The sequence below is a fragment of the Vibrio sp. Evd11 genome (assembly GCF_900382755.1).
Lineage (GTDB): Bacteria > Pseudomonadota > Gammaproteobacteria > Enterobacterales > Vibrionaceae > Vibrio > Vibrio lentus.
This window is the reverse complement of the sequence record NZ_OSDX01000017.1, coordinates 31,659-54,790: the sequence shown is the minus strand read 5'-3', so window position 1 is coordinate 54,790 and position 23,132 is coordinate 31,659. Positions and strand designations below refer to the sequence as shown.

Annotated in this window: 21 protein-coding genes and 2 tRNA genes; 15 read left to right on the top strand and 8 right to left on the bottom strand. The window is 44.3% G+C overall.

The annotated features are described in order from the left end of the window. Positions 1-44 precede the first annotated feature (44 nt). The gene (gene yejK / locus ED652_RS09875) at positions 45-1,049 is read right to left on the bottom strand and encodes a nucleoid-associated protein YejK (RefSeq protein ID WP_017111125.1); all 1,005 of its coding nucleotides are present in this window, start codon (positions 1,047-1,049) and stop codon (positions 45-47) included. Between the two features lie 84 nt (positions 1,050-1,133). On the opposite strand from yejK, the gene ED652_RS09870 reads away from it, so the two are divergent. The 4 genes from ED652_RS09870 (at position 1,134) to ED652_RS09855 (ending at position 3,820) form a co-directional block, all read left to right on the top strand. Then, the gene (locus ED652_RS09870; RefSeq protein ID WP_017107358.1) at positions 1,134-1,361 is read left to right on the top strand and encodes a YejL family protein; all 228 of its coding nucleotides are present in this window, start codon (positions 1,134-1,136) and stop codon (positions 1,359-1,361) included. 28 nt (positions 1,362-1,389) lie between these two features. Then, complete coding sequence (locus ED652_RS09865; protein ID WP_122054574.1) at positions 1,390-3,198, top strand: DUF3413 domain-containing protein; 1,809 nt, start codon at positions 1,390-1,392, stop codon at positions 3,196-3,198. A gap of 138 nt (positions 3,199-3,336) precedes the next feature. Then, positions 3,337-3,427: transfer RNA gene (locus ED652_RS09860), tRNA-Ser, on the top strand. 302 nt (positions 3,428-3,729) lie between these two features. Then, positions 3,730-3,820, top strand: a tRNA-Ser gene (locus ED652_RS09855). Positions 3,821-3,885: 65 nt separating this feature from the next. Here ED652_RS09855 and ED652_RS09850 read toward each other — a convergent pair. Continuing rightward, positions 3,886-4,806 (bottom strand): histone deacetylase, encoded by a 921-nt coding sequence (locus ED652_RS09850; RefSeq protein ID WP_122054573.1) that lies wholly within the window; start codon positions 4,804-4,806, stop codon positions 3,886-3,888. 111 nt (positions 4,807-4,917) lie between these two features. Between ED652_RS09850 and ED652_RS24100 the strand changes: the two genes are divergently transcribed. From ED652_RS24100 to ED652_RS09840, 3 genes are read left to right on the top strand one after another with little or no spacing between them, the layout of a single operon-like run. Beyond that, on the top strand, positions 4,918-5,043 hold the full coding sequence (locus ED652_RS24100; RefSeq protein ID WP_261891219.1) for a hypothetical protein: 126 nt from the start codon (positions 4,918-4,920) through the stop codon (positions 5,041-5,043). Positions 5,044-5,068: 25 nt separating this feature from the next. Further along, positions 5,069-5,755: an SDR family oxidoreductase gene (locus ED652_RS09845; protein ID WP_122054571.1), complete on the top strand. Its 687-nt coding sequence runs from the start codon at positions 5,069-5,071 to the stop codon at positions 5,753-5,755. 7 nt (positions 5,756-5,762) lie between these two features. Continuing rightward, entirely contained in the window at positions 5,763-6,764 is a 1,002-nt protein-coding gene (locus tag ED652_RS09840; RefSeq protein ID WP_122054570.1) for a DUF3080 domain-containing protein, read from the top strand. 39 nt (positions 6,765-6,803) lie between these two features. Here the strand turns inward: ED652_RS09840 and ED652_RS09835 are convergent, their stop codons facing one another. From ED652_RS09835 to ED652_RS09825, 3 genes are all read right to left on the bottom strand, one after another. After that, complete coding sequence (locus ED652_RS09835) at positions 6,804-8,780, bottom strand: DNA topoisomerase III (protein WP_122054568.1); 1,977 nt, start codon at positions 8,778-8,780, stop codon at positions 6,804-6,806. Positions 8,781-8,907: 127 nt separating this feature from the next. Next, positions 8,908-9,456: an NAD(P)H nitroreductase gene (locus tag ED652_RS09830; protein WP_012603510.1), complete on the bottom strand. Its 549-nt coding sequence runs from the start codon at positions 9,454-9,456 to the stop codon at positions 8,908-8,910. 199 nt (positions 9,457-9,655) lie between these two features. Beyond that, entirely contained in the window at positions 9,656-11,665 is a 2,010-nt protein-coding gene (locus ED652_RS09825) for an NADPH-dependent 2,4-dienoyl-CoA reductase (protein WP_162929935.1), read from the bottom strand. Between the two features lie 279 nt (positions 11,666-11,944). Between ED652_RS09825 and sppA the strand changes: the two genes are divergently transcribed. Together sppA and ansA are read left to right on the top strand one after the other, a co-directional pair. Next, on the top strand, positions 11,945-13,795 hold the full coding sequence (gene sppA / locus ED652_RS09820) for a signal peptide peptidase SppA (RefSeq protein ID WP_065110981.1): 1,851 nt from the start codon (positions 11,945-11,947) through the stop codon (positions 13,793-13,795). 118 nt (positions 13,796-13,913) lie between these two features. After that, positions 13,914-14,930, top strand: a complete 1,017-nt coding sequence (gene ansA / locus ED652_RS09815) for an asparaginase (protein ID WP_017111133.1) — start codon at positions 13,914-13,916, stop codon at positions 14,928-14,930. Between the two features lie 106 nt (positions 14,931-15,036). Here the strand turns inward: ansA and ED652_RS09810 are convergent, their stop codons facing one another. After that, positions 15,037-15,318, bottom strand: coding sequence for a YeaC family protein (locus ED652_RS09810; RefSeq protein ID WP_017107368.1), 282 nt, complete (start codon positions 15,316-15,318; stop codon positions 15,037-15,039). Between the two features lie 113 nt (positions 15,319-15,431). Between ED652_RS09810 and ED652_RS09805 the strand changes: the two genes are divergently transcribed. Further along, positions 15,432-16,238: a DUF2989 domain-containing protein gene (locus tag ED652_RS09805; protein ID WP_029223574.1), complete on the top strand. Its 807-nt coding sequence runs from the start codon at positions 15,432-15,434 to the stop codon at positions 16,236-16,238. A gap of 142 nt (positions 16,239-16,380) precedes the next feature. On the opposite strand, the gene msrB is transcribed toward ED652_RS09805, so the two are convergent. Further along, a complete protein-coding gene (gene msrB / locus ED652_RS09800) occupies positions 16,381-16,779 on the bottom strand; it encodes a peptide-methionine (R)-S-oxide reductase MsrB (RefSeq protein ID WP_029225933.1) in 399 nt (132 codons plus the stop codon). A 358-nt stretch (positions 16,780-17,137) separates the two neighbouring features. Here msrB and gap point away from each other — a divergent pair, with 358 nt between their 5' ends. Next, entirely contained in the window at positions 17,138-18,133 is a 996-nt protein-coding gene (gene gap / locus ED652_RS09795; protein WP_029223576.1) for a type I glyceraldehyde-3-phosphate dehydrogenase, read from the top strand. A gap of 243 nt (positions 18,134-18,376) precedes the next feature. Continuing rightward, positions 18,377-19,261 carry a D-hexose-6-phosphate mutarotase gene (locus tag ED652_RS09790; protein WP_122054566.1) on the top strand — a complete coding sequence of 295 codons (885 nt, stop codon included), beginning with the start codon at positions 18,377-18,379 and terminating at the stop codon, positions 19,259-19,261. 81 nt (positions 19,262-19,342) lie between these two features. On the opposite strand, the gene ED652_RS09785 is transcribed toward ED652_RS09790, so the two are convergent. Continuing rightward, a complete protein-coding gene (locus ED652_RS09785) occupies positions 19,343-20,317 on the bottom strand; it encodes a nucleoside hydrolase (protein WP_122054564.1) in 975 nt (324 codons plus the stop codon). Between the two features lie 204 nt (positions 20,318-20,521). On the opposite strand from ED652_RS09785, the gene rlmA reads away from it, so the two are divergent. From rlmA to ED652_RS09770, 3 genes are all read left to right on the top strand, one after another. Further along, positions 20,522-21,337, top strand: coding sequence for a 23S rRNA (guanine(745)-N(1))-methyltransferase (rlmA, locus tag ED652_RS09780; protein WP_122054562.1), 816 nt, complete (start codon positions 20,522-20,524; stop codon positions 21,335-21,337). 75 nt (positions 21,338-21,412) lie between these two features. Then, entirely contained in the window at positions 21,413-22,372 is a 960-nt protein-coding gene (locus ED652_RS09775) for a ChaN family lipoprotein (RefSeq protein ID WP_122054561.1), read from the top strand. A 256-nt stretch (positions 22,373-22,628) separates the two neighbouring features. Next, positions 22,629-22,982 carry a hypothetical protein gene (locus ED652_RS09770; RefSeq protein WP_102306558.1) on the top strand — a complete coding sequence of 118 codons (354 nt, stop codon included), beginning with the start codon at positions 22,629-22,631 and terminating at the stop codon, positions 22,980-22,982. Positions 22,983-23,132 lie beyond the last annotated feature (150 nt).

Genomic DNA, 23,132 nt, shown 5'->3' with positions numbered 1-23,132 from the left:
TAAGCGACAACATCCCGCTGCCGCTATTATCCGTTAACTTCGGACTATGACTTATTGCGAGTCAATTGGTCACGTAAGTTCGGCGGCGTTCCTTTAATCGTTAGTGTATCTGTCTCCGGATCGTAAAAAATACGCTCACCAAGAAGCAGACTATCAAAACTAACATTCAAACCACCACCCGCACCAACAAATTTTGTTAGTTTACGCATAGTTGCGCGATCGGCTGGAAAGCTATCTTCCAACTCATAGCCTTGCTCACTAGTATAGTCAAAGAAGCTAGTACCATCTGTGCTTGCTGGTAATTCACCAGAAAGTTCACGCACTTGCACTTCATCGCCCGCTTTTAGCTGCTCGTTACAGTAATCTGCAACCTGCTTTTTATAGCTGATCGCTTCTTCTTTCTCTAACTTAGAATCAGAAACGAAATCTTCAACCGCTTGCATCAGCACTTGGTTTTGTTGCTTAGCATCCAAGCCTACTTCTGCTTGAAGGAAGTCTAAGAAGAAATCAGCAACTTTACGGCCAACACGTCCCTTAATATATGTAAGGTAACGGTTTGACTCTTTGTCTGTGTCGTATGTTGAAAGATCAAGACGCGCCACAATATCCATCTTAGAGATATCAAGGTAATCAGTTGCACTGATATCTAGCCCTTCTGTCACTTTCAAACTTTGGTTCGAAGGCAGTAAACCGATGAAAAGGTAATCTGTCGCCAATGATTGATATTCAGCAAGTACCAAAGTGCCTTCATCAGCAAAAGGATACTTTGAAAGCTCATCTTTTAGACGTAGCGCACTTTTTTGAGAGAAATCATAAAAACTTTGCTCTCCCGCTCGAAATTCATGCAACGACTGCTGGAATTCGCTGTCGGATTTGAAAGAACCAAACCCTTTACCTGCTTTTGAGTTGAACACTCGGTGAAGCTCAGCCACGAGGCTTTCAGACGAAGCATCGTTTTCTAGAGATTCAGCACGGTAGTTAACAATCAGTTCTTCCTGATCGTTCTTGCTTAACTGGTGTAAAATTACGTTGGAAAGGTGAAGGCTCATAGTGAAAATATTACCGTTCAGGTTTCAGTTGTCGTGCATAGTAGGTTATCATAAGCCGCTTTTACTATCATTATTAGAGTCCTTATGCCGATTATATCTAAATACACAGATGAACAAGTTGAAAAAATCCTAGCTGAAGTAGGTGCTGTATTAACAAAGCACAAAGCTTCACCAGAACTTTCACTGATGATCGCTGGAAATATCGCAACCAATGTCTTAAATCAGAACGTTGCTGCTTCACAACGCAAAGGAATTGCTGAAAAATTTGCCGAGGCGTTGGTTTCTTCTCTTGAAGACAAACAGTCTCACTAAATTTGATTGACGGAAAAAAGAATTATAAATGGTAGACAGCGCAAACTCTTATAGCGATCGTGTATCTCGACTGGTTGGTTGGGGTCACTGGTTTGCATTTTTCAACATCATTGCGGCGATGTTGATAGGTACTCGTTATATTACTCAATCTGCTTGGCCAGAAACCTTGCTGGGTCAATTCTATTTGGCTGCATCTTGGGTTGGTCATTTTGGCTTTTTAGTGTTCGCGCTCTATCTATTAGTGCTGTTCCCGCTCACTTTTATTCTTCCGTCGAGGAAGTTATTACGTTTGGTTGCCGTTATCTTCGCGACCATAGGTTTAACTGTCCTACTGATTGATACCCAAACGTATCAAAATATAAACCTCCACCTGACCCCTGTCGTGTGGGAGGTTTTATTCAGTGGAGAGGAATCTGCATTTACTTCTGATTTGCAGCACCTCTTCATTGTTATGCCGTTTATCTTCTTATTACAGCTCGGCCTATCTGAATGGGTTTGGCGTAAACAGCGTAAACTGTCTCATAAACACATTGGCCGTCCGATTACTGCCGTATTCTTCTTGTGTTTCATCAGCAGCCACTTGACCTACATGTGGGCTGATGCGTATTTTTATAACCCAATTACTAGCCAGAAAGCGAACTTCCCACTGTCTTACCCAATGACAGCGAAAAGCTTTATGGAAAAACACGGCCTATTAGACCGTGAAGAGTACCTAGAGCGTTTAGAAGCGAATAAAGAGAACGTAAACCTAGTTAGCTACCCGCTAGAAAAAATTCAATACAACCGCCGCAGTGATGATCTTAATATCCTGATGGTGAGTGTGAACAATCTTCGCTCTGATGCGCTTAATGCCACAGCGATGCCAAACAGCTATGCCTACGCACAGCAATCGATCAACTTTACCAACCACTACAGTTCAAGTAACGATATGTTTGGTATTTTCGGTTTGTTCTACGGCCTTCCGAGCAGCTACGCAAGCAGCATCGAAGCTCAAGGTTCAAGTGCAGTACTGTTGGATGTTTTAGATAATCACAATTATAAGTTTGCGGCTTTCAGTGGCGATAACTTTGACGATGCTCTTTACTCGGAAATCATCTTCCGAGGCCGTGATGTTATGCCAGAGCAAGCAACTTATGATGACAAAAGCGCGATACAAGCTTGGTCTAACTGGATTCAATCACCGCAAGCTAAACGCCCTTGGTTTAACTTCATAGAACTGACCACGCTGGATAACTTCGCTGGCTACGATTCTAGTTCAGAGTCTGACTCTACATTAAGCACAGCAGAACGCTTTGCTGCAGACTATCAAAAGTCAGCTCAAGCGGCTGATGCTCAGCTTGCGACAATTTATGCAGAATTAGAACATCTCGATCTAAAAGACAATACTGTGGTTATCATCACGTCGAACCACGGTACTGAATTTAATGAAACCAAGACCAATAGCTGGGGTGCAAACTCCAACTACAGTCGCTACCAGTTGCAGGTTCCGCTGTTTATCAGCTGGCCTGGTAAGTCTGCTTCTGAATATACGCATCGTTCGAGTCATTTAGATGTATCCGTAACACTGATGCAAGAGTTATTAGGTGTATCTTCGAACCCGACTGATTTCAGTAGCGGTCGTAGTCTGTTTAACGAGCGTAAGAGAAAATGGATCCTAGCGGGCGACTCTCGTGAATTGGCTCTTGTTACTGATCAACAAACGACGGTGCTAGATAAATTTGGAAACTACAAATTGTACGACCAGAATTATCAACGCCTGAAAAATGTAAGCCCTCGCTTACCTGTGTTGATGCAAGGTCTAACTGAACTACAGCGTTTCTACACAAAAAATGACTAATTAGTCTCCAAACAAAAAAGGGAAGCATGCAGCTTCCCTTTTTTATTGCCGCGAATGACCAGAAAACAAGCAACCAAACAAGATTATGATAATTAAGGGTTTACAAGGCACTCTCCCCCTTATATTATTCACGCCACTGGAGGGATGGCTGAGTGGTCGAAAGCACCGGTCTTGAAAACCGGCAACCGTTAATAGCGGTTCTAGGGTTCAAATCCCTATCCCTCCACCACATTAAAGAAAGCCGCTGAGAAATCAGCGGCTTTTTTCGTTTCTGGTATCTCGTCTATTTTTTAAATACTGCTATTTCTGAGATATTCTATTTCTACGTGACATGAGTCTTTCGTTCGCCGTTCTTGCTCATCGTTCTCAGTGAGTTCTCTTCTGCCTAGAGCCAATGCCAATCAACACACTTATTGTTACGTGAAATTTTCATCAATATAGATAAAAAACGACCAAACCGTTCATAAACAAAGCAAACAGTGTTTGTGGGGGTTTACAAGCGAATCACACCACTATATTATTCGCGGCACTGGAGGGATGGCTGAGTGGTCGAAAGCACCGGTCTTGAAAACCGGCAACCGTTAATAGCGGTTCTAGGGTTCAAATCCCTATCCCTCCACCACATTAAAAAAAGCCGCTGAGAAATCAGCGGCTTTTTTGTATCTGAAGCTCACGGAGCTCAACGGTTCAGCTATTCACAGCTAATGCAGCGTTGAGTAACTGCATGTGAATCGGCACCAGATCTTTATGTTCCGACCGATAACCACCGCCAACTACGCACGCCATTGGAATCGCTTTACTCTTTGCTAAATTGAGCATCAAGCAATCGCGTTCAAATATCCCTTGTGTAGAAATATTCAAATACCCCAATTCGTCATCTTGATGAATATCGACACCCGCATCATAAATAATCAAATCCGGTTGATGATGAGCAATCGCCATGTTGGTGACTTGTTCAAAGCAACGCAGAAACTCTTCATCTTCTGTTTCACGGCTTAGTGGCACATCTAAATCAGATAGAGGTTTTCGTGCGGGGAAGTTTTTATCGCAGTGGAACGACAGAGTAATAATCTCATCGCTCTCTTGGCAAAGCGTCGCTGTACCATCGCCATGGTGAACATCACTGTCGACGATCAGCACTTTATCGATATGCTCAAAGGTTAATGCGTGTTTTGCTGCTAGAACCAGATCATTCAACAAACAGAAGCCACTGCCAAAATCTCGGTGCGCATGATGGTAGCCACCGCTGAGATGAATCGCTAAACCACTTTCGATGGCCATTTCTGCCGCCAAGCAGGTGCCACCACTTGAATAGAGTGTCCTTTCTATAAGCTGTTCGCTCCACGGAAACCCGATACGTCTCATTTTTGCTGCAGGCAAATTTCCAGAAACCAGCAAATCGACATATTCACCATCGTGTACCTGCTTTACTTGTTCTACCGAAACAGGCATTGGCTGGAACATTTCGAATGCATTACCCCATTTTGGATCGCTGTCCATGTGGTGCTTCACTGCACTGTGCAACAGTTGATATTTATGGATTGGATAACGATGCCCTTCTGGTAAAGGCAACTGAGAATAAATTGGATGGTAAATTAAAGGAGTCATAGATCGGGCGTATTACGTATCAATCTCAAAATCATAACAGTCTCAGACTTGGCGACAACCTTAATTAATGATAATAGTTATCATTACCCTTAATTAATTCCAGAGACAACAATGAAAAATGTAATACTCATCTGTGGTGTGATCTGCGGCTCTGTCGCAGCAGTAATGATTTTCGTGAGCATGCTGATGGTCAGTTGGTGGAGCGTTGATTTTCTCGCGTTAACCCATCACACTTAACTGATTGAACTAACAAGGAATCATTATGAGCGTTATTTTTATCACTGGTGCGAACCGAGGTATTGGTCTGAGCCTAGCTCGGCACTACGTCAATGATAGCCACACCGTGTATGCCACCTATCGCGATGCTTCCACAGCACAAGAGTTACTTGCTCTCGCAAACGAAAACAACAACCTTTCGTGTATACAGCTCGACATCACGGACTATCAATCGGTCAATGAACTTCCTTCAAAGCTTGAATCCATTGATATTCTCATCAACAACGCTGGCTACTATGGCCCTAAAGGTTACGGGTTAGGCAATACCGATGTAGAAGAGTGGCGTCGCGTTTTCGAAATCAACACCATCGCTCCTCTTAAACTCGTTGAATCCTTACTGCCTCTGCTAACAAAGAGCTCAATAAAAAAGATCGCTTGCCTTTCATCAAGAGTGGGCAGCATGTCTGAAAACACATCAGGCGGAGGCTACATCTATCGTTCCTCTAAAGCGGCTCTAAACTCGGTAGTGAAGAGTTTAAGCAACGACCTAACCGCGAATGGCTTTACAGTGTTAGCGTTACATCCTGGTTGGGTACAGACGGAAATGGGCGGCCCTAATGCTCTTATTGATACAGAGACTTCGGCTCAGGGCCTTGTGACTGTAATAGAGTCATCGAATACTGAAGTGAGTGGTCACTTCTTTAATTTCGATGGTAACGAAATAGACTGGTAGCCGTCACATGGGTCGTCGCGTTATCTCAAGCTTACTCGTACGTTCAACACTGTTGTGTCTAACAATGGTGCTCACTGGATGTTTCGATGACAGCCCACAGAACTATTTCGACGACTATCAGACCAAAATAGCCAACGTGCAAAATGCTGACGAGATACAGGAAGACTGGGAGCTTGAGAGCTTACCGAGAAAGCGAGAGCTGTTTATTGAAGTTCCTTCACTCTCTATCGGGCTCATAGACAGTTATCAACTTCGGCAATGTGGATTATTCAACCTGATTGCAGAAAGAAACTCTGTACTTGGGAAAGTCGCCGACGAGTTCAGAAATTACGATTATCAAGTCGCTCTGCTGGAAGGTGTTGGTCAATGTTTATCTAATAAAGAATTAGACCCAGAGATCGTAGAGTTACTCAGAGAAGTCGAGCAACAGAAGCTCGCACAATTTCCACTGCACCAATGGAATCTCATCTATGCCAGTGAAGCGATGCAGTCGCAAATGCGTGGTAGCCAGTGGTTACGTGCTGATATTGGCGATCAAGTTCGACAGACAGGTGGCGCACTAGAGCATATCAATCTAGCGTTAAACACACCTCTCGTTTCCGGTAAAACCACCGCAGTTCAAGAAAGATTAGAGAAGAGTTCGACGCTTGGGGATTTGTACTACTCACTATCTCGTGCTTCGGCCGAGCTTGATACCATCACCCAGCAGCTGACTACTTTTGACGCCAACATCATCTGTGGGAAGCAACGAGACACGACTAAGTTTCGCTATCTCAACAATGTGTTCGAACAACAGTATATTGACAAGGTTCAGCCATACATGGCCCAATTGGATGGCTACTATCAGCAGCTAGCCCCGCAACTTGCTATGTTTGACGCACAGCCTGAACTACACAGTTATTACTTTCCCATCAAAGATGCGCATCAAGCCTTTCGATCATCCACTCGTCGCCATGTCGACTATTGGCAACAGCTTTTTAAGCGCTGCGGACGCAAGGTTGGGCGTTAACTCTAATATCGCCAATAAACAGCGGTTTGCTCTCAGTTCCTAGCTTTTAGTGCCTTTCTTAGCATACGTCCCTTTCTTGGCATAAGTTTTCTTCGCACCACCACCTTTGCGACGTTTAAAAGCAGCTCTTTCGACTTTAGGAAGATGGCGCAGGGATTCAGGAACTTCACCCGTTTTTACCTTGCCCATCAAGCCATCAATCTTGCTTTCTAACTCTTGCATGAAGGGTTGATACGCTTGATTTCGTTCAGCCATGCCTTGCAACTGATGCTCCCAGTGAGCGGTCATGTCGGGAAAGGTCGAATCCTCAGGCAAGGCATTAATCAAACCTCTCCCCGCAGGGCTACTGTGAATGCTTTTACCTTGTCGAGTTAGTAGCTGTCTTTTGAACAAAGTATCTAGAATCCCCGCACGAGTTGCCTCAGTTCCAAGGCCATCGGTCTCTTTCAAAATAGCTTTCAGATCTTTGTTCGCCACAAAGCGCGCAATACCGGTCATCGCTTGTAACAACGTCGCTTCGGTAAAGTGTTTTGGTGGCTCGGTTTTCTTATCGCCAATAATACCTTCACGACACGTCAGCACCGTTCCTTTATCCAGTGGAGGAACCGTATCTGTGCCATCGCCTTTCTCTTCGGTGTCCGTTTTACCCATCAACACCTTCCAACCTGGGTTGATAAGCTGACGTCCTTTTGCGATGAACACGCCACCAGCGATATCAAACACAAGCTTTGCATCGGCGAAAATGGCAGGTGGGTAGAATTGCATTAGATACTGACGAGCGATTTGCTGATAGATTTTCATCTCATTGGCAGAAAGGCCATTCACCGATGATTTTTTCGGTGTTGGGATTATCGCGTGGTGAGCGTCGACCTTACTATCATTCCATGCTTTGGATTTAAGGGAAAGATCCGCACCTTGAGCACCACTTTGCAGCTCTTTCGTATTATTGGCGATAGCATCGACGACTGACTCTCGTTGCGAGTAGTGATCTTTAGGCAAGTATCGGCTGTCAGAACGTGGGTAAGTGATGAGTTTGTGTTTCTCATACAATGACTGACAAGTGTCGAGTACCTGTTGAGCGCTCATGCCAAATCGCTTAGACGCATCAATCTGCAAAGCTGACAGCGAGTAAGGAAGTGGCGCAGCTTGTTTGCTTTGCTTCTGCTCTGATTCCGTCACGGTTGCAGGTTGGTTCGTAATTCGCTGAGCCACGTTCTCAACCAATTTTCGATTGAGCACCCGGCCTTCTTCATCTTGCCATGGCTTACATGCTTCGCTTGGTTTCCAACGCGCACGAATATCAAAGCTCTGGCCGTTATTTTGATATGGGATCAAAGCATGCAGCGTGAAGTAATCTTTAGGAATGAAGTTTTCGATCTCTTCATCACGCCTTACGACCAAACCAAGAACAGGCGTTTGTACTCGTCCTACCGACAACACGCCTTGGTAGCCCGCCTTTTGACCAAGCAAGGTATACGCGCGAGTCATGTTCATGCCATAAAGCCAATCGGCTCTAGAGCGCGCCAATGCAGAAATAGAAAGTGGAATAAAATCGCGGTTACTGCGCATTTGAGAGAGCGCACGCTTTACCGCTGGCAAGTTCAAGTCACTGATAAGCAACCTGTCCATCGACTCTTTCTTAACCTTGGATACCTTGCAGTAATCGATCACTTCATCAACCAGCAACTGCCCTTCTCTATCCGGGTCACCCGCATGGACAATTTGGGTCGCGTCCTTCAATAGCTTTCGGATCACCGTGAGCTGTTTGCTTGAAGTCTTGCGTGGTCTCAGCTGCCATTGCTCTGGCACAATAGGGAGATCGGCTAAGTTCCACTTCTTATAACGGTCGTCATAAGCGTCTGGCTCAACCTGCTCCAATAAGTGTCCAATACACCAAGTCACCACATCCCCATTACCACATTTGATAAACCCTTGGTCTTTCTTCTGTGGATTCGGTAGTGCGGCGGCGATCGCGCGGCCGAGGCTTGGTTTTTCAGCAATAATAAGGCGAGACATGTTTTTCCAGATGCTACAAACAATTAGGGCCACATTATCTAATGTGGCCCTAATAAATCAAGGAAAACTGGTTGTTTATACAGTTAGCATTCAACAATTCGTTGTATAGCTATTTTCCTGACGAGATCTATAAGAACTCGACGAACTTTGAGAAATCACGCTCTGGCACTTTCATTGGCGTACAGCCCGGAGTACCTAGGTATAGGAAACCAACAATTTCGTCATCGCCTTCTAGGCCAAATGCTTGGTGAACCTCTGGATGGAACATCCATTTACCTGAACGCCAAAAACCTTGAAAACCTTGTGCGACGGCTGCCATTTGCATTGCTTGCGCAGCACAACCCGCAGACAAGTGTTGTTCGAATGCTGGCACTTTTTCGTGCTCAGTTACCTTTGCGATAATAGTGATCACCATTGGAGCTCGAAACGGCGCTTTTTTTACTTTCTCGATAACCGCTTCTTCGCTTTTATCCGCTTCGGCAGCACGAACCAAGATGTCTGAGAGTTTCTGTAGCCCTGAACCTTGTGCGATAACAAAGCGCCATGGTGTCAGTGCGCCATGGTCTGGAGCTCGTAAACCTGCTTTGATGATATTTTCTAACGCGACACCTTCAGGTGCTGGATCAGAGAGTTTTGCGATAGAGCGTCTGTTGAGCAATAGATCCAAAGCATCCATTTGAAGTCCTTACTAATTTTTATTGTTTGTATAGTTGAACTGTAGCACAGAATACAAACGATAATAAATCTCAACGGCTGTCCAATTGACACAATAGTTCAAACGGTATTGGAAACAATAAAGGCTCCTAAATCTATGACTTAGGAGCCTTATTTACAGGTTTCGTTCAAGTTTATAAACAAATGTATTCTGTTTGTTGTTAGAGCTTAATCGCTAACTCAACACCTTGGCGAATAGCACGTACCGCATCAAGTTCACCCGCGTAATCAGCACCACCGATCACGTGAAGTTTGCCACCAAACTCTTGCCACATATCTTCAAACGGGCGAACAGAAACTTGACCCGCACACACGATAACGGAATCGGCATCGAGTACCTGCTCTTTCTTATCAATCGTAATGTGCAGACCTTGGTCATCAATCTTGTTGTAGCTGACACCACCTAATAAGTTAACACCACGTTTTTCTAGAGTGCGCTTATGAATCCAACCAGTAGTTTTACCCGGGCCTTTACCCACACGACCGGCTTTTCGCTGCATCACCCAAACCGTTTTGTCACTGAACGAATCAGGATAAGGATAAAGTCCACCTGGGTGTTCCATGTTCTTATCAATGCCCCACTCATGCAGCCAGTCGTCCAAGCTATGAGAAGTCGGCTCAGTGAGCATGGTTGCCACATCAATACCGATACCACCAGCACCAACAATCGCAACCTTCTCGCCTACCGGTGTCTTTTCACGAATTAAGGTTTGGTAATCGACTACCTTTTCTTGATCAATACCTTCGAGGTTAAGCTTTCTAGGTTTAACACCCGCCGCCATCACGACTTCATCGTACTTAAGCAGCATCTCAAACGTCGCTTCAGTATCGAGTTTAAGATTTACACCAGCTGCATCAATTTGATTCGCAAAGTAACGAATGGTTTCTCTAAATTCTTCTTTCCCGGGAATTTGCATCGCCAGTCTAAATTGGCCACCGATTCGGTCATTTTTCTCAATCAAGTCAACTGTGTGTCCACGCTGCGCTAACGTTGTCGCACAGGCTAGACCTGCGGGGCCAGCACCGACTACGGCAATAGTTTTAGTGGCTTGAGCAGGTTGAACAACAATTTCTGTTTCGTAACACGCTCGTGGGTTAACTAAGCAGCTCGCTCTTTTACCTTTGAATACGTTATCAAGACAAGCTTGGTTACAACCGATACAGGTATTAATAAATTGAGCTTGGTCTTGAGCGGCCTTATTAACGAAATCAGGGTCAGCCAAGAATGGGCGAGCCATAGACACCATATCCGCCTGACCAGAGCTGAGAATGCGTTCTGCTTCTTCTGGCGTATTGATGCGGTTACATGTCACCACTGGGATAGACACGTAAGGCTTCACCTTTTCCGTCACCCAGGAGAAAGCACCACGTGGTACCTGAGTCGCAATTGTAGGAACACGAGCTTCGTGCCAACCGATACCCGTATTGATAATGGTCACGCCCGCTTCTTCAAGCTTTTGAGCAAGTAATACAACATCTTCAAACGTGCTGCCTTGTTCAACTAAATCAAGCATCGACAGTCTGAAAATAATAATAAAATCATCGCCAACGGCTTCACGAATCGACTTAACAATCTCTAATGGGAAGCGCATGCGTTTTTCATAAGAACCGCCCCATTCGTCGTAACGCATGTTGGTACGCTTACAGATAAATTGGTTAATTAAGTAACCTTCAGATCCCATGATCTCGACACCGTCATAACCGGCAACTTGAGCAAGCTCTGCACTATTTGCAAAGGCATCAATGGTTTTCTTAATCTGACGAGGGCTCATTTCGCTCGGTGCGAATTTAGCGATAGGCGCTTTAATGCCCGAAGCACTTTGAGCAAAAGGGTGCATCGCGTAGCGGCCAGCATGCAACAATTGAAGAGCAATTTTACCGCCATGTTTGTGCACGGCCTCTGTGACAACTTGGTGAGCTTTCGCGTGTTTAACCTTGCTGAACTCAGCACTGAACGGAGTTAATCTGCCACGTAGATTTGGAGAAAAACCACCGGTTACAATAAGGCCAACGCCTCCTCTAGCTCGCTCTTCGTAAAATGCGGCAAGTTTGTGTAGGCCTTCTTTATTTTCTTCTAAACCCGTGTGCATTGATCCCATCAATACACGGTTACGTAACTGAGTAAATCCAAGATCGAGTGGTTCGAGTAAATGTGGGTACATGGCAGACATCACTTCTATTATTTTATCCTTGTGGTCAGACCACAGTATAGCTCAATCACCAAAAGTTCAAACAACCGTTTACATTTTTGTAACACCGATCATAATGCAGGACATATTAATCGTTCAGAAACCCTTAATTTGACTACACTTAATGAGAATATATATCGATTAACAATTCTTGGTGTAGTTTGAGCTAGGGAATTATCGTAGGATACTAAGCAGTTAATATTATTGAGATTAATGGTACTACGACTTGTTAAAGCGACGTAATCTCACTGTGGAGACAGAATGAAAAAAATATTCAAATTTATCGGTATGATCTTTAAAGGGATTTGGAAGCTCATTACGTTTGTGCGTCTTGCGCTTGTTAACCTGTTCTTTTTGCTCAGTATCGCCATTATTTACTTTGTGTACTTTCACTCAGATACGACTCAACCAACCGTTCCGCAACAATCGGCATTGGTACTTAACCTTTCAGGGCCGATTGTCGAACAAAGTCGCTACATTAATCCAATGGACTCCGTGACAGGTTCACTGCTTGGCAAGGACCTCCCGAAAGAGAACGTCCTGTTTGATATCGTTGAAACGATTCGCTATGCCAAAGACGACGAAAACGTTACTGGTCTTGTTTTAGCACTCAAAGAGCTGCCAGAAACCAACCTGACTAAGCTTCGTTACATTGCTAAGGCTCTTAATGAATTCAAAGCAACAGGTAAGCCGATTTATGCGGTGGGTGACTTTTATAACCAAAGCCAGTACTACCTAGCCAGTTACGCTAACAAAGTCTTCTTATCGCCAGACGGCGGCGTGCTGCTTAAAGGCTACAGTGCTTACTCGCTATTCTACAAAACTCTATTAGAGAAGCTTGACGTAAATACGCACGTGTTTCGCGTCGGTACTTACAAGTCTGCAATCGAACCTTTCATTCGCGACGACATGTCAGACGCAGCGAAAGAGTCTGCTTCTCGTTGGTTAGGCCAATTGTGGGGCGCATACGTTGATGATGTTTCTAACAACCGTCAAATCGACGCGAAAACACTGAATCCAAGCATGGATACGTTCTTGAAAGAGCTTGAATCGGTTGACGGCGATATTGCAAAACTGGCCGAGAAACTTGGCTTAGTAGATGAACTGGCAACACGCCAACAAGTTCGATTAGAGCTGGCAGATGTGTTCGGTAGTGACGGCCAAGATAGCTACAACGCATTTGGTTACTACGAATACCGTTCAACCATGATTCCAGACATGACAAGCGAGTCACATGATGTGGCCGTTATTGTTGCTAGCGGCGCCATTATGGATGGCAAACAACCTCGTGGTACTGTTGGTGGTGATACCACTGCAGCCTTACTTCGCCAAGCTCGTAACGACGACAAAGTGAAAGCGGTTGTGCTTCGAGTAGATAGCCCGGGTGGCAGTGCCTTTGCTTCAGAAGTGATTCGCAACGAAGTCGAAGCGCTTAAAGAAGCCGGCAAACCGGTTGTGGTTTCCATGTCTAGCCTTGCTGCTTCTGGTGGTTACTGGATCTCAATGGGTGCAGACAAAATCCTAGCGCAACCAACTACGCTAACGGGTTCTATCGGTATCTTTAGTGTCATCACAACCTTCGAAAAAGGTTTGAACGATATTGGGGTTTACACAGACGGTGTCGGCACGTCACCTTTCTCTGGCCTTGGTATTACTACAGGCTTAAGCGATGGTGCGAAAGATGCGTTCCAAATGGGCATTGAAAATGGCTACCGCCGATTCATTAGCTTAGTTGGAGAAAACCGTGGCATGGAAGTCGATGCTGTCGACAAGATTGCTCAAGGTCGAGTATGGACGGGTCAAGATGCTATGCAGAAAGGTTTAGTGGATGAGATTGGTGACTTTGATGACGCAATTGAAGCGGCCGCTTCACTCGCTGAACTAGAAAGCTACAATATCTACTGGGTAGAAGAACCTCTTACGGCGACTGAACAGTTTATTCAGCAATTTATGAACCAAGTACAGATGTCGATAGGTCTTGATATTCAATCGATGATACCAAGCAGTTTACAGCCTGTTACTCAGCAGTTAGCTCAAGATAGCCAACTATTAGGCAACTTTAACGACCCACAAGGACGTTATGCTTTTTGCTTAAACTGCCAAGTTCAATAGGTTAACCCAAAAGCTCAATGTTAGAGAGGCACCTCTGTGTGAGGTGCCTCTTTTTATTGCACGATAATTCGCTATAATCGCCCCCCTGTTCCCTACATCACACTAAGTAATCATCGCCATGGAAAGAAAACACATCTATATCGCGTACACCGGCGGCACAATTGGCATGCAAAAATCTGCAGATCACGGCTATGTTCCTGTCGCTGGTTTTATGGATAAGCAGCTAGCTGGCATGCCTGAGTTCCATCGCCCAGAGATGCCTGAGTACACCATTCACGAATATTCTCCACTTATGGACTCTTCAGATATGACGCCACTTGATTGGCAGACTATCGCTGATGATATTCGCGCGAACTACGATAAATACGATGGTTTCGTTATCCTGCATGGCACAGACACAATGGCTTACACCGCCTCAGCTCTGTCTTTCATGTTAGAAAACCTCGGCAAACCTGTGATTGTTACGGGCTCTCAGATCCCATTAGCAGAGTTACGTTCAGACGGACAAGCAAACCTACTGAATGCACTGCACATTGCAGCAAACTACCCTATCAACGAAGTGACACTGTTCTTCAACAACAAGTTGATGCGTGGTAACCGCAGCACAAAATCACACGCTGATGGCTTCAATGCATTTACCTCTCCAAACCTGACCCCATTGCTAGAAGCCGGTATCAATATCCAGATCAGCAATAACGTAAAGGTAAACGAACAACCTGAAGGTGCTTTCAAGGTTCATAACATTACACCGCAACCCATCGGTGTGATCACTATGTACCCTGGCATATCACACGAAGTGATCCGTAACACGCTACTACAGCCTGTTAACGCGATGATTTTGCTTACTTTTGGTGTTGGTAATGCGCCACAGAACCCAGAACTACTTCAGCACCTAAAAGATGCTTCTGAGCGTGGTGTGATTGTGGTTAACCTAACTCAATGTTTGGCGGGTAAAGTCAACATGGGTGGTTACGCGACGGGTTGTGCGTTAGCAGAAGCTGGCGTGGTGAGTGGTTACGATATGACACCAGAAGCAGCACTTGCGAAACTGCATTACTTGCTCAGCCAAAACCTAGGCTACGAAGAAGTAAAAAATAAGATGCAACAAGTGTTACGTGGCGAGATGAGTTTATAAGCTAGCGGGTATTTTAACGTAAGTTATTTAGATTTATTGCTTACAAATAAACAGCTTAACATTAAAAAGGGGTGGCACAGTGCCTCCCCTTTGTTGTAATTTAAGCCTAATGATTCGGGTTAACCCTAACAATATCTTCTTGGTCTGATTTAAACTGTTTCTTGAGTTCAGCCTTTGATTTAAAGCTAATGTCACCACCAGCCGCAATTGTCATATGCTGAGCTTCATCATTATGTTTAGATTGGTATAACATGACAGCTTGCATACACGAATCACGTTGTTCTTTGGAAAGCGCCGTACCTTCTGGCCATTTGCCCGTTTCAACGGCATAAGTTAAACGCTCGTAGACCTCAGGAGTCATTGCGCTAAGAAGTTGTTCTGCATCCATGATAGAGCCCTAGTTTTAACAATTTTCACCAGAAAATAACCTGTAACAGAATTGAGTCAAGAACCTCACCGAAAATAAGTGTAATTGATCACAAGTGAAGGAATATGAAGATTATGAAATGGTTGGCTATTGGCATATTGCCTCTTGCGCTTGCTGGTTGCCTTGAAGGGAACAAGAACACGGATCAGCTATGCCAAAGCAATTCGGCATTACAATGTGAACAGCTCAATATGAACGACGGACAATGCCGTGTGGCACGTACCGATCTCATCTGGCATCGCTTCGAAGTTCTAAAACAACCAACCGAAATCAATAAGATCAAAGAATTTGAGTTGGTCGCCTCTTATAAGAAGTGTCTAGAGTTGGCTGCGCAAATTGAAACCATCGATCAATCTAAACTTCAAGAACGTCGCTTCACGGCTTTAATGCATAGTATTGAAGAGTCTGAACGAATCGTTAAAGAGCTGTCTCAATCGGATACACCAGAAACGCTCTACTTCTTGTGGTCACAAACCGGTGACACCAATGCCAGACGCAGTTTCTTGCAGTTAGAAGGAAAAGAAGCGTTAAACACGGCAGAAATGCAATATGCATTAGCCACCTTCTACACGACTCGTGATCATGAAAAAACCTTAACGTTGCTCAATAATGCTTTAACGCTTTCCAATGGTTCTGCCGTTAATACTGAAATTTTCAAATCCATGGCCAGTATTAATCACAGCCTAGGCCATTTAGAGAAAGCGTATTTATGGGCCATGGTTGCCAAAGATTTTGATGTACCCATCGCTTCTGAAGCAGAACTTAATGTGTTGTATCGTTTCGACAAACCTCAATACAAGCAATTCAATGATGATGCCGAAAAGATTGTCGAAGCCATTGAAGACGGCGTTTACACCGCATCCATAGTGCCGAACTATTAGTTTTCGATTTCTTAACGCACAAAAAAACAGCTACTTTCATGGTAGCTGTTTTTATTTGTACTAGAGTTAACCCTACTCACTTAGCTATTCATCCCTTTAAGTGCCTGAAAGCAACTTGTAAGGATTAGACAATAGTTACAAGTTATTTCGTAGTTTTGTCATTTTTGTTGAAAATTAACGACACTGAGTTAACACAAAACCGCTCACCGGTTGTCTTAGGTCCATCAGGGAAAACGTGACCTAAATGGCTATCACAGGCTGCACAACGGATCTCTACACGCTTCATTCCGTGACTTAGATCTTCTATATAGCGTACTGCTTCATCATTCACAGGGGCGTCAAAGCTAGGCCAACCGCACCCTGAATCATATTTGTTATCCGATATAAACAAAGGGGTTTCGCAGCAGGTACAGCTATAGATACCCGTATCATGATTATGTAACAACTTACCGCTATAAGGGGCCTCTGTACCACGTAGTCGACACACCTCATATTCATCATCAGTTAGGCGTTCACGCCAGTATTCATCAGGCTTTGTCATATTTTCTTCCTCGTGAATCACGTTAATATCCGTCCACATTCTCTTTTATTATATTTACTTTTTTCTATAAAGGCTTGCATATGAGTCGTTTTGTAGCACATACTTTCTCACCAGGAAACATTGTACATATACACTCATAAGTGAATCATCATTTAGGGGTATTTTACCCAACTGGAAGGGTTCAGAGCCAGTCGCAATGGTCAAATTTCAACCACTTACACCCAATTGTTAAGAAAAGCGTCGCTTTTTTTTGACATTAAACAAGTTAAGTCGGATTATCTATTGCAGATGTATACTGGATTCTGTAATTTTACTACCAGTTATCTTTAATCAGAAATTAAGTTGTGGAGCAACTACAATGACTATCAAAGTAGGTATTAATGGTTTTGGCCGTATCGGTCGTTTCGTATTCCGTGCAGCGCAAGAGCGCAATGACATCGAAGTTGTTGGTATCAACGACCTTATCGACGTTGAATACATGGCATACATGCTTAAGTACGACTCAACTCACGGCCGTTTCAACGGTACTGTTGAAGTTGAAGGCGGTAACCTAATCGTTAACGGTAAAACTGTACGTGTTACAGCTGAGCGTAACCCAGAAGATCTTAAGTGGGATGCTATCGAAGTAGACGTAGTTGCTGAAGCAACTGGTCTTTTCCTAACTGACGAGACTGCACGTAAGCACATCACTGCTGGCGCTAAGAAAGTAGTTCTTACTGGTCCTTCTAAAGATGCTACTCCAATGTTCGTAATGGGCGTTAACCAAGCATCTTACGCTGGTCAAGACATCGTTTCTAACGCTTCTTGTACTACTAACTGTCTTGCACCTATCGCTAAAGTACTTAACGATAAGTGGGGCATTGAGTCTGGTCTTATGACTACAGTTCACGCTACTACAGCAACTCAAAAAACTGTAGATGGCCCTTCTGCTAAAGACTGGCGCGGTGGCCGTGGTGCTTCTCAAAACATCATCCCATCTTCAACTGGTGCTGCTAAAGCTGTAGGCGTTGTTCTTCCAGAACTAAACGGCCTTCTAACTGGTATGGCTTTCCGTGTACCAACTGCTAACGTATCTGTAGTTGACCTAACTGTTAACCTAAAAGAAGCTGCATCTTACGAAGAAATTTGTGCTGCAATGAAAGAAGCTTCTGAAGGCGAAATGGCTGGCGTTCTTGGTTACACTGAAGACCAAGTAGTATCACAAGATTTCATCGGTGAAGTTCAAACTTCAGTATTCGATGCTAAAGCTGGTGTTGCTCTAACTGACAAATTCGTTAAAGTTGTATCTTGGTACGACAACGAAATCGGTTACTCAAACAAAGTTCTAGACCTAATCGCTCACATCTCTAAGTAATTTCTTTTTAGAAATCGCTTTAGATAAGCATTAGCGAAGACTGTTTTGAGCAGACTTTGAAAAAGGCGACCTTAGTGTCGCCTTTTTAATACCTGCTACCTTTTAAACGACTTCCGACTTCAATCCCGATCACCAAAACACTGAAATTCAATTCCAATACTGACTCTGCTTGTCCCTCAAAAAATCACAAGCACCCTAGTTCTTGTCAGCATTTGAATTCAATTTCCTTAGAAGGATCATGTAATGGATTTATCTACTCTACCTGCACTGACTGTACTTTCTGACAACGTCACTATCGTTGAACACGAAGGTGTAAAACTGGTTCGCGTTATCCACGATAAAGCAAACGCAGCGATTTCGTTGTTTGGCGGTCATGTGGTGTCATTTCAACCACAAGGTCAAGAAGACCTAATTTGGATGAGCCAACAAGCTAAATTCGATGGAAAAACAGCCCTACGTGGCGGTATTCCAGTATGTTGGCCTTGGTTTGGTCGCATTGCAGCACCTGCACATGGTTTTGCACGTTCAAGCGAATGGCAATTGGTTGAGCACCGTGAAAGCGAAGCTGGCGTGATTGTAAGCTTAGGTCTAAAACCTAGTGAAGCGACTCTGGCAGTATGGCCTCATCAATTCGATGCTCGATTAAACGTTGAGATTGGCGACCAACTAAAAGTAACTTTGGATGTGAAGAACACTGATTCGCAACCATGGACTTTCTCTGGAGCACTGCACACTTACCTAAATGTCGGTGATATTCACAAGACTACGACTACAGGTATGGGTGCCGAGTACATAGATAGCCTACAAGGTGGCAAGATCTGCCAAGGTGGTACTGAGCTAGTACTGACTGACACTATTGACCGTGTTTACACACAGCCAGAAGCGCAAATCTTCGTTGCCGACAAAAAACTGGATCGCACACTAACGGTTGAGAACCACGGCCATAACTCTGCTGTATTGTGGAACCCGTGGGCGGCAGGCGCTGCAGGTATGGGCGACATGCAAGACGACGGTTACCTAACTATGATGTGTGTAGAATCAACACTACACGCACCAAGCCTAGAAGCAGGCAAAACGCTACAGCCTGGCGAAAGCCACCAGCTGATTACGGTGATTTCAGCTCAGTAAGCGACTCAAAAAAACGCTTCAAAGGCCGGTTTATCCGGCCTTTTTTACAACTATTTTTTACAACACTACGATGACTATCAATTAGCTTTGCTGCTGTGAATAGTGAACTAAAGTTTCTCTATAGAGTGACAATAGAGCATTGTTGTCCACTTGAACGCCGACCTTTTGTGCAGGGAATGAACTCCACTTATCATTCATGTATTTACGTTGATCAACTTTCTGAATTGTCATTCCTTCTGCGGGGCCATCAGTCACTACTCTGACCGAGCCACTACGACAGGTAAATAGAGATGGTTGGATAACATAAGCAATGGCTGAAGGATCGTGAACATGACAACCCTCCATTCCTACCTTTTCAGAATAGAACTTTAAGTAGTAACGACTAACATCCCAGATAAACTGCCCTACCTCTCCAGCATCATCTCGTAAATCATCAAGGTATTGACCAGTAAAGAAGCTCTCCTCAGTGACATCTAATCCGATAATCACGACAGGCCATAATGCCGTAAACACCTTATCCGCAGCGTGAGGATCATCATGGATATTCGCTTCAGCAAATGGTGTCACGTTACCTCTATGGTCATTTTCACCGAACGCGCCTCCCATAATGACCACTTCTTTCACTAAGTCGACAATTTCAGGATCTGCTTCCAGAGCGAGCGCAAGGTTAGTAAGAGGGCCAACCGCCACAAGAGTTATCTCTCCCGGTTCTGCTCGAACACTATCGATAATGAACTGGTAAGCCGGCTTATCAATCGTTGTAACATCTAATGAACTTGGCGCTTTCACATCCCCAAATCCAGCCTCGCCATGCACCACAACCGTGGCTCCAACGGGATCTCTTATTAACGGCTTATCCGTTCCCTTAGCCACAAGCGCCTTCATTCCAAACTTCTGCTTCAGATAAAGGGCATTTTGAGTCCCGTTGTCTATCGTCGCATTACCATAAACAGTAGTGATGCCCACCAACTCAATATCAGGATGTGCTTCCGCAAATAGTATGGCCATTGCATCATCGATGCCCGGATCTGTATCTAGGATGATTTTCTTTGTCATATCAGCTTCTAATTAAACAGTAGGAAAGCGTTGACGATACCCAGAAAAAACGCAGATAAACGTGACCTAAACCTAAGCTCTGATTTTTATTGTAATAAGCCATAAGTTCACTATTCTAGAAGCGGATATTCTCGCCTTTTTATTTAGCCTGATGCAGACCTTTTTGATAGAATCTGCGCCCAACTCTATGCCTCTGAGATCGTCATGACTTACCAATGCCCTTTGTGTCACCAACCTTTATCTCAAAACGATCGTACGTTTAAGTGTGAAAAGAACCATCAGTTCGACCTAGCGAAAGAAGGCTATGTTAATTTGATGCCAGCGCACCACAAACGCTCAAAAGATCCAGGTGACAACAAAGAGATGATGCAGGCACGTCGTCGCTTCCTTGAAGGCAACCACTATGATCCAATGCGCCAAGCGGTGGTGACATTATGTTCTCGCTATCTACCAGAAGAGGCGCCTAGCCTATTAGATATTGGTTGTGGCGAAGGTTACTACACCAACGAAATTGCGGTAAATCTTCAAGAAAAGAACGGCGCTACTTTTGGCCTAGACATCTCTAAGGTTGCTATCAAATACGCGGCTAAACGCTACCCTGCAGTGGATTTCTCAGTCGCTTCGAGCCATCGCCTACCCTTTGCGGAAAATAGCTTAGACGGCATTCTGCGCATTTATGCGCCTTGCAAGGCAGAAGAGCTGCAACGCACCATCAAAGACAATGGTGTGGTGATAACCGTGACACCAGCCAGCCGACACCTGTATCAGCTACGTGATGCGATTTATGATGGCGTTCGCTTGCACGATGAAGACCCAGAAATGATCGAAGGTTTTACGCTTGAGCACCAAGAGCAACTAAACTATATGATGGAACTATCGGGGTCAGACGCATTCGACCTGCTACAGATGACGCCGTTTGCTTGGAAAGCGAGTGAAGAGTTTAAACAACAACTCACTGATGCTAAGCAATTCAACTGTGAAGCTGACTTTATGCTGCGAGTGTACCGCAAACAAATTTAATTGATATTGATTATCGTTTGCATTGAAATCTCACCTTGCCTCCTTTAGTATGCGTGTTCTTCAAGGAGGCATTTCATGCAACGTATTATTCTTATCGGATTGGCTACCCTGCTCACGGCTTGTGCTAATCAACCTTCAAACAACACTTCTCAAAAAGTGGCTAACACGCAGACGCAAGTCGTTTCCACATTCTATGACTACCAGTTTGCTTCTCCACAAGGCAAAACGCTTTCTCTTGAGGCTCTCCCTCAACAGTTGATTGATGCTGATGTGGTTCTTATTGGCGAATGGCACACTCACTCGGCAATCCATCGCTTTCAAACCGACTTCTTAAAAGCGCGCCGCAACGCCACATCAAACATCGCGCTTTCAATGGAACAATTCACTCGAGAGCATCAGGACACATTAAACCAATATCTAAATGATGAGATTGGCGAACAAGTTCTGATGTCTCAAGCGGCTGCTTGGCCAAACTACGAAAGTAATTACCGCGCGTTAGTTGAGTTCGCTAAAACCAACGACGTCGATATCATTGCGGCCAACGCACCAAAGCCGTTTGTACAGTGTATTGGCCGTAAGGGATTATCCTATCTAGATCAGCTATCTTCAGAGCAACGAAACTGGGTTGCATCCGAAGTCGATACTGGCGATAGCCCTTACAAAGAAAAGTTCATGGCTTCAATGCATCACGGCACACCAGAGCAAACAGAAAAACAATTTGCTGCTCAGGTAACGTGGGACGAAACTATGGCTGAATCGATTGTTGATTACCTAGCATCGAACCCTGAACAACAGGTGATCCATGTTGCTGGTAAATTCCACACCGAAGGTGGTTTAGGCACTGCAGCATCAATTCTACGTCGTAACCCTGATTTGAAAATTGCCATCATCAGCCCAGTTGAAGAAATCTCATCAGATAGCAGTGATTATCAGCTTAAAGTGCTTTCGCCACCGACTCGCTTTGTTAAAAAAGAGAACCGAATGAAGGCATACAAGCACCTATCTAAGCGTGGGTCCGATCTCAAGTGCGATTAAACTCGCTCTCCAGACTTAAGCTTTATTTAAGTTGAAGTCTGGTAAGCTAGAAGCCTGATAAGCGAGAAACCTAGTACGCTAAAGGCTTCTTCAATCGCGCCCTAAGATAAATATTGTTATCGGCATAGGAATTGCTTAATTACTAAGCAGACGAAAATGTAATGTGCGAATAAAAAATCATCACCACGGTGATTAATTGCACAAGTTTTTCACACCTCTGCCGATACTATATTTAAGGATAGGTAAGGAGAGCGATATGACGCCAGTAGGAACGAGTAACACTCAGCTGTATTCACCTTCGCAAATGAATGCACAAGCTAAAAGCATTGAAGCTGAAAAGCCTGCACCTCTTAAGGTTGAGCAAAATACCGTTAAGCTTTCCGATGAAGGCAAAGCCCTATTATCTGCCCTTAAAGAAATCGATAAAGAAGCGAAGAAAGTTGCAGCAGAGAATGAAACCGTAACGGATAAGGTTGAGTCATTTGCTCATGGTGCGCTTGGTATGGATCACCCAGATAAGATTGAAGAAGAGGAAGATAACTCTTATTCAGCAGGGCAATACTTATCCGCAGCGGCAACGGTTGGTGGCATTCTTCTCGCTCTGATTTAACCTTACCTCCCTTTACTGTATTCCTTTCACTGCATCGCTTGCAGTATCTATTGCACTGAGCCTCTTTCATTGCAAAAAACGATTTGTCGTCACGACAACAGACCCGATTTGTCCTAAAAAACGAGTTCACGACATAATTCCGCTCTCATT

Bases quoted from the DNA above. Each gene is read 5' to 3' on its own strand.
- yejK (WP_017111125.1), bottom strand. From the start codon at position 1,049: ATGAGCCTTCACCTTTCCAACGTAATTTTACACCAGTTAAGCAAGAAC.
- ED652_RS09870 (WP_017107358.1), top strand. From the start codon at position 1,134: ATGCCGATTATATCTAAATACACAGATGAACAAGTTGAAAAAATCCTA.
- ED652_RS09865 (WP_122054574.1), top strand. From the start codon at position 1,390: ATGGTAGACAGCGCAAACTCTTATAGCGATCGTGTATCTCGACTGGTT.
- ED652_RS09850 (WP_122054573.1), bottom strand. From the start codon at position 4,806: ATGACTCCTTTAATTTACCATCCAATTTATTCTCAGTTGCCTTTACCA.
- ED652_RS24100 (WP_261891219.1), top strand. From the start codon at position 4,918: ATGAAAAATGTAATACTCATCTGTGGTGTGATCTGCGGCTCTGTCGCA.
- ED652_RS09845 (WP_122054571.1), top strand. From the start codon at position 5,069: ATGAGCGTTATTTTTATCACTGGTGCGAACCGAGGTATTGGTCTGAGC.
- ED652_RS09840 (WP_122054570.1), top strand. From the start codon at position 5,763: ATGGGTCGTCGCGTTATCTCAAGCTTACTCGTACGTTCAACACTGTTG.
- ED652_RS09835 (WP_122054568.1), bottom strand. From the start codon at position 8,780: ATGTCTCGCCTTATTATTGCTGAAAAACCAAGCCTCGGCCGCGCGATC.
- ED652_RS09830 (WP_012603510.1), bottom strand. From the start codon at position 9,456: ATGGATGCTTTGGATCTATTGCTCAACAGACGCTCTATCGCAAAACTC.
- ED652_RS09825 (WP_162929935.1), bottom strand. From the start codon at position 11,665: ATGTCTGCCATGTACCCACATTTACTCGAACCACTCGATCTTGGATTT.
- sppA (WP_065110981.1), top strand. From the start codon at position 11,945: ATGAAAAAAATATTCAAATTTATCGGTATGATCTTTAAAGGGATTTGG.
- ansA (WP_017111133.1), top strand. From the start codon at position 13,914: ATGGAAAGAAAACACATCTATATCGCGTACACCGGCGGCACAATTGGC.
- ED652_RS09810 (WP_017107368.1), bottom strand. From the start codon at position 15,318: ATGGATGCAGAACAACTTCTTAGCGCAATGACTCCTGAGGTCTACGAG.
- ED652_RS09805 (WP_029223574.1), top strand. From the start codon at position 15,432: ATGAAATGGTTGGCTATTGGCATATTGCCTCTTGCGCTTGCTGGTTGC.
- msrB (WP_029225933.1), bottom strand. From the start codon at position 16,779: ATGACAAAGCCTGATGAATACTGGCGTGAACGCCTAACTGATGATGAA.
- gap (WP_029223576.1), top strand. From the start codon at position 17,138: ATGACTATCAAAGTAGGTATTAATGGTTTTGGCCGTATCGGTCGTTTC.
- ED652_RS09790 (WP_122054566.1), top strand. From the start codon at position 18,377: ATGGATTTATCTACTCTACCTGCACTGACTGTACTTTCTGACAACGTC.
- ED652_RS09785 (WP_122054564.1), bottom strand. From the start codon at position 20,317: ATGACAAAGAAAATCATCCTAGATACAGATCCGGGCATCGATGATGCA.
- rlmA (WP_122054562.1), top strand. From the start codon at position 20,522: ATGACTTACCAATGCCCTTTGTGTCACCAACCTTTATCTCAAAACGAT.
- ED652_RS09775 (WP_122054561.1), top strand. From the start codon at position 21,413: ATGCAACGTATTATTCTTATCGGATTGGCTACCCTGCTCACGGCTTGT.
- ED652_RS09770 (WP_102306558.1), top strand. From the start codon at position 22,629: ATGACGCCAGTAGGAACGAGTAACACTCAGCTGTATTCACCTTCGCAA.